Consider the following 5,975-nt stretch of genomic DNA (forward strand, 5'->3'; position numbering starts at 1 on the left):
CCCATCCCCGCAAACCCGCAAACACCCGAAATCGCGCCGTCACCTGCGCCACGGGAAACTGCCGCCCGCCGCGGTCGCCAAACCGCAAAGCCGGGTCGGCAAAGCCCTGGTACGAAGACTCATGAATAATCCAGGCTAGGATCCCCTCGATCGTGCTCGATCAAGCGCTGGCCCGTCGTGATCAGTTCGACCAGTCAAGGTGTCGCCAACTACGGCCCGACGCGGTTGCGCTCCGCCTTCTTCTGCCAAAGGTCCCAAGCGCGACCGATCTGGCCGTCGTTGGTCGCTGCTGCAGCTTCGCCCTCTTCTGCGGTGAGGTAGATGACTGGGCCCAACTGCATCGCCTGGAGCTGCATGCGCGCATTGAACTCCGCATAGACCGCCCGAAACACCGCCTGGCGGAGGGAGACGCCGACCACCGTGGAGCCATGGCCGCGCATGAGCACGACCGAGCGGTCGCCGAGCGTCCTGGCCAGTGCCTGCGCGAGATCCGGGTCGCGGACCAGCATGTCGGTCGCCTCGCCTCGCACCTCACGGATCTCGAACACCGGCGTTCTCGTCCCCAGGAAGGCGCCCATATGCGAGACCGAGCGCAGCGGGACCGAGGGCACCACGCTGAAGGGGATCACCGAGGGCGAGTGGCTGTGCACCACTGCCATCACGTCGGGCCGGGCGCGGTACAACTCCCCATGGATGAAGCGCTCCAGGAAGGGGCGGTGCTCACCCGGCGAGACCACCTCGCTGCTCAGACTGAGCTCCAGGATGTCGCTCTCCTCGACCAACTCAGGCGCTTTACTGCGGGGTAACAGGTAGCGGTCGGCCCGGCCCGGATGCCGTATGCTAACGTGGCCGAACCCGTCGACGACGCCCTGGTCAGCTAGGATATGACTGGCTGTCACCAGTTCTGCGAGGACCTTTAACGGGGCGTCGGTCAGCGCACCCATCATTCGGCCACGGCGTGGCCGACGCCGACGTACATTGTTAGGTCACATGGCAGGGAAGGAGCTCGGCGGAGGAAAGTGCCCACTGCCGCTGCCCCCAGTTGGGGGTTCACCTGCGGATTAGGGATAATGCTCCGCGGCTCGGTGGCGGCGTTGGCAGGTTTGGACATCCTTAGGTCTCCGTTGAGAGTAGTTCATTTTGAACGGTCGGTTTCAATTAAAGTGAAGGCGGTAGTCGCAACCAATTCGAACGAAACCGCTCAGCCCAAAGCCGCTCATAAACTCAAAGGCCTGTCTAGCCGAATTGGTTGCGCCGGAAAGCAGCGACGCATCGTTCATACCGATCTGACCTAGGGCGCAGCCGCGCAGGTCAGCGCCCACATCAGCCGAAGTTTTCGTGGGCTCCTGCCTCACCTCTGAGCCAGTATCCTGATGCGCGCAGCCAGCGTGGGGGATGGCGCCTTTCGTCGAGGAAGTAGCCGCGAAGGGTTTTCGCTACCGACGCTTCAGCGGCGATCCAGATGTATCCGTCGCCCGCCGGCAGTTCCAACCTCTCGAGGGTTTTACGCAGTGGTTCAGCGTCGCCTAGCGGCTGTCCCTCACGACACACCCAAAGCGGTGTCCAGGCTGCGGGCGTCGAAATTGACTGGGTCTCAGCCAGGTCGTCGACGATGATGACGGTTGTCACGGCGACACCGGAACGAAGCCCTTCCAACCGCCGACCGATCGCCGCTATGCCGGTTTCGTCGGCGATCAGCAGATACCAGTCGAAATCATCAGGCACGACCTGCGAGCCGCGCGGCCCACCAATATGTAGCTCGTCACCAAGTTTCGCCTGGATAGCCCATGCTGTTGCGGGACCCGCTTCGTGCAGCGCGAAGTCGACAATCAGCGTGCCGGCGGCGGTATCGAACGCACGGGGCGTATAGTCCCGCATGAGGGTTCCACCTGCACCGTCAGGCAAGAAAATCTTCACGTGATCATCCGCGCCGAGGCTCACAAAATCGGTGAGTTCCGGCGAGTGGAAGGCAATGCGAAGCATCTTAGGCGTCAACGAGATGATATCGGTCACCGTTAGCACCCGGCGACGGCTGTCATGGCGCATGCGCTGGACCACGTGACGCTCCGAGGCTTCGGCCTGGTGGAAGGTTTCCATTCGCGGGCCGCTCACGCCGCCTCACGACGGCCGTTGCCATCAATGAACACGAAGCGCCGAACGGCGGCATACACTTCCACAGCAAACATCTCCGGCCACCCCCAAAAGGACCAAACCTTGCATTTTTATACTTTTACGCCGCCACGCTCAGTTGTCAACGGCGGTCGGTTTCCAGGCCAGTGTGGCGGAGTAAAAGCAGGCCAGTGATGATGCGCTGTCGCGATATGCAAAGGACCCCGATCGGGGCCCTTTGCATATCGTCGGCGTCGTCTTGGATTAGGTGGTGGTAATTTCGCCGGTGCCGGGATCGATGATCTCGGTGGCCTGGTTTTGCTCCGCCCCGGCGGCGGTGGCGCGGCGGCGGCACGAATGTCTCGCGGCTTCGGGCCCGGCAGATGCGGACGTAATCCTTCACCACGGTGTAGCCGCCGGCAAAGCCGTGCTCATCGCGTAGCCGCTCGAAGATCCGCTTCGCCGTGTGGGGCTGCTTCACCGGTCCCGTCCGGTCGGCCTCGAGGATCGCATCGATCACCGGCAGCAGCGGCCCCAGCTTCGGCTTCGCCACCGGCTGTGTCCGCGTGTAACCAGGCGGCAACGAGAACCGGCACATCTTCAACACCGTTTCGCGGCTTAGCCCGGATTATTCAGTGCGCCCCGACGGCGCGTAACACCAGTGGAGGGAGTTTCCACCCAGATAGTTGTCGATAGGTCTGGTAGCTGACGAGCGGCTTGGCAGGGTAACCGGTTGGGCTGAAGCCTCGTGACAAAGGCCGCTTTGGGCGGTTGAGCGATCCGGCGGGCCGTAACGTGTGAAGCCTGAGCAGGCCTCGAAAGTGATGATGCGGATGCCGACCCGCCTGAATAACGGGGAAGGCAGAACGGGCGGGGAAGAAATCGACGAGCGCACCCGCTCGATCCGCCGGGGTAATGGGCACGGCACGCTGGAATGGTGATGCGGGTAATCGGGGGAGACCCGTCCCGGGCGAGGGTAGCGGCCTCAACGGCGTGCTTGGCGCGGCGGTTCGGAGCGGGAGTCGGACAGGGTCATAGTACTGTTGAGGCCGGGTAATGCCGGTGGAGGGAAGGACCCTGACTTCTGGTTTGCTTTTGACGATGATGAGGTGAGGGTGATTGGCGATGAGCCTGCAAACGCCTGACAAGATCCGGACTCTTCAAAGAAAGCTGTATCGTAAAGCGAAGGCGGAGCCCGCTTTTCGCTTCTACGTGCTCTACGACAAGATCTGTCGCGACGACATTTTGCGCCATGCCTACCGGGTCGCCCGCGCCAATGCGGGTTCGCCGGGTGTGGACGGGGTGACGTTCGCGCGGATCGAGGCGGCGGGCGTGGAGGAGTGGCTGGCGGGACTGCGTGAGGAACTGGTCTCGAAGACATATCGACCCCAGTCGGTGCGACGGGTGATGATCCCGAAGCCCGGCGGTAGAGAACGACCGCTCGGCATTCCGACGATTCGGGACCGGGTGGTACAGACCGTCGCCAAACTCGTACTGGAGCCGATCTTCGAGGCAGACTTCGAGGATAGCGCTTATGGCTATCGTCCCAACCGGGGTGGTGGTCAGGCGGTCAAGGAGGTGCACCGGCTTATCTGCCGGGGTTACACCGACGTGGTTGTTGCCGATCTGTCGGGCTATTTCGACAGCATTCCGCACTCGGATCTCTTGAGGTCCGTGTCCCGCAGGGTCGTCGACAGGCATACGCTGCGTCTCATCAAGATGTGGCTCAAGGCGCCTGTCGAGGAGCGGGATGGCGACGGGAAGCGGCGTATGAGTGGTGGACGCAATGCAACGCGGGGAACGCCGCAAGGCGGCGTCGCGAGCCCATTGCCGGCCAACATCTACATGAACCGTTTCCTGAAACACTGGCGTCAGACTGATCGGGGCGAAGCGTTCCGTGCCCATGTTGTCGCCTATGCCGACGACTTCGTCATCCTTAGCGGCGGCTGCGCGGACGAGGCTCTGGCGTGGACGAGGACGGTGATGAGCAAGCTCGGGCTCACTCTCAGCGAGGCCAAGACTTCGCTGAAAGATGCCCGCCAGGAGCATTTCGACTTCCTTGGATATACCTTTGGTCCCGAGTATTTTCGTAAGGACGGCCATTGGTATCTGGGCGCAAGCCCATCTCGGAAAAGTGTCCAGCGGTTGAAGGACAAGGTGGGCGATCTTCTGGTGCCCGGCGATATGGGGACATGGCCTGATGTGAGGAATCGGCTCAACCGCCTGTTGCGCGGCTGGTCGACCTACTTCAGCTATGTAACCCGTCTGACGGCGTATCGAGCTGTCGATAACCACGTCTACGAAAGCGTTCGACACTTCCTTGTGCGGCGGCACAATGTGCCGGGGCGCGGCAACCGTCGCTTCTCTCATGACTATGTCTACGGGGACGGCGGAGTCATGCGGCTCCGGAATGCTCACATCGGGCCACCACCGAAAGCTGTGCGGTGAAGTTAGTCGGAAAGCCGGATGCCGGAAATCGGCACGTCCGGTTTGATGAGCGGGGACGGGAAACGGGGCTCACGCCACCGCGCCCGTCCTCGACTCTACCCGGACGGTCTGTTTGGGGGTAGCGAGCGTAGCTTAACTCTTTGATCTGATGTAGAGAATGGGTATCGACGCCGTTCTTTTCATCCGGACAGAAAGTGCCACGCCCGCCATGGTCGATGATAGCGCGCTGCGGTTCTCGTTTCCAGCGGTTTGCGGTCGCAAGACGACCGCAGCGTTCGACGGCGGGCGGTTGACCTCGGACGGTGGGGTGTTGCTGCTGGCGCAGGCCGAGCGACAGATGGGATTGGCGGCAGCTCTCGCCGGGTGCATCGCTGATCGGCGCGACCAAAGCCGCGTCATCCATGATTTCGATGATATTCTGCGCGCCCGCATGCTGGCGATCGTGTGTGGCTATGAGGATGCCGACGACCTCGACGTGCTGCGGCATGATCCCGGGTTCAAGCTGGCGCTGGGCAAGCTGCCCACTGGCCCGGTCGGTCTGGCGAGCCAACCGACGATGTCCCGCTGGGAGAACGCCCCGACGACACGCGAGTTGATACAGCTGACGGGCGCGTTGATCGACATCTACTGTGCAAGCTATCCCGCGCCGCCGGCAGCGGTCACGCTCGATATCGACGAGACGGTCGATGTCGTCCATGGCGGCCAGCAGCTATCGTTTTGGAACGGCCACTACGGCGAGCGGTGCTTTCTGCCGATCCATGTCTACGACACCGCGACCGGCCGCCCGGTCGCGATGTTGCTGCGGACGGGCAAGACGGCATCGGGCGCGGAGGTTGCCCGGCACCTGCGCCGGTTGATCCGGCACATCCGCCGCCATTGGCCCCATACCCACATCACGCTGCGTGGCGACGGGCACTATGGCCGCCCTGAGATCATGGCGTGGTGCGAGGCGAACAGCATCGACTATGTCTTCGGTTTGCCGGGCAATGCCGTCCTTCATGCCGATGCGATGATCGTCGCCGCCGCCGATGCCTGCGCCACCGACCGGGCGCTGCGCGGTCTCGTTGAGCTGCGCCGTTATGCCGAGACCCGCTGTGCCGCCAAGTCGTGGGGAGCAGACACACGCCGGGTCGTGGCGCGCGTCGAAGCCTCGAGCCTGGGCCTCGACATCCGCTTCGTCGTCACCTCGCTCAAGGACGGCAGTGCCGAGCGGATCTACGACACGCTCTACTGCGCCCGGGGTCAGGCCGAAAACCTGATCAAGCTCCACAAGGCCCAGCTGAAAAGCGACCGCACCTCATGCCGATCGGCCAACGCCAACCAGATGCGCCTCATCCTCCACACTGAACCGTCCCGGGTTTCTCGGAGGCTTCTACTTGTGAGAAGGAGCTACCATGAGCAAGACGACGAACAAGTTT

At 62.8% G+C, this 5,975-nt stretch carries 4 protein-coding genes and 1 pseudogene; 2 read left to right on the forward strand and 3 right to left on the reverse strand.

Going from position 1 to position 5,975, the window contains the following annotated elements; translation table 11 throughout:
- Window positions 1–209: 209 nt before the first annotated feature.
- The 3 genes and pseudogenes from QN347_RS18560 to QN347_RS18570 all read right to left on the reverse strand — a co-directional run.
- Window positions 210–947 carry a class II aldolase/adducin family protein gene (locus tag QN347_RS18560; protein WP_323494302.1) on the reverse strand — a complete coding sequence of 246 codons (738 nt, stop codon included), beginning with the start codon at window positions 945–947 and terminating at the stop codon, window positions 210–212.
- 376 nt (window positions 948–1,323) lie between these two features.
- On the reverse strand, window positions 1,324–2,097 hold the full coding sequence (locus tag QN347_RS18565; protein ID WP_322162106.1) for a siderophore-interacting protein: 774 nt from the start codon (window positions 2,095–2,097) through the stop codon (window positions 1,324–1,326).
- Between the two features lie 349 nt (window positions 2,098–2,446).
- Window positions 2,447–2,734 (reverse strand): annotated as a pseudogene (locus QN347_RS18570) (IS21 family transposase); the annotation flags it as partial.
- A gap of 500 nt (window positions 2,735–3,234) precedes the next feature.
- Here QN347_RS18570 and ltrA point away from each other — a divergent pair.
- A complete protein-coding gene (ltrA, locus tag QN347_RS18575) occupies window positions 3,235–4,557 on the forward strand; it encodes a group II intron reverse transcriptase/maturase (protein WP_322162108.1) in 1,323 nt (440 codons plus the stop codon).
- 208 nt (window positions 4,558–4,765) lie between these two features.
- On the forward strand, window positions 4,766–5,975 hold a 1,210-nt coding region (locus tag QN347_RS18580), incomplete at its 3' end, for an IS1380 family transposase (protein WP_323494303.1).

Origin of the sequence: Sphingomonas sp. 10B4, from assembly GCF_035019905.1 — a bacterium.
GTDB classification, from domain to species: domain Bacteria; phylum Pseudomonadota; class Alphaproteobacteria; order Sphingomonadales; family Sphingomonadaceae; genus Sphingomonas; species Sphingomonas glacialis.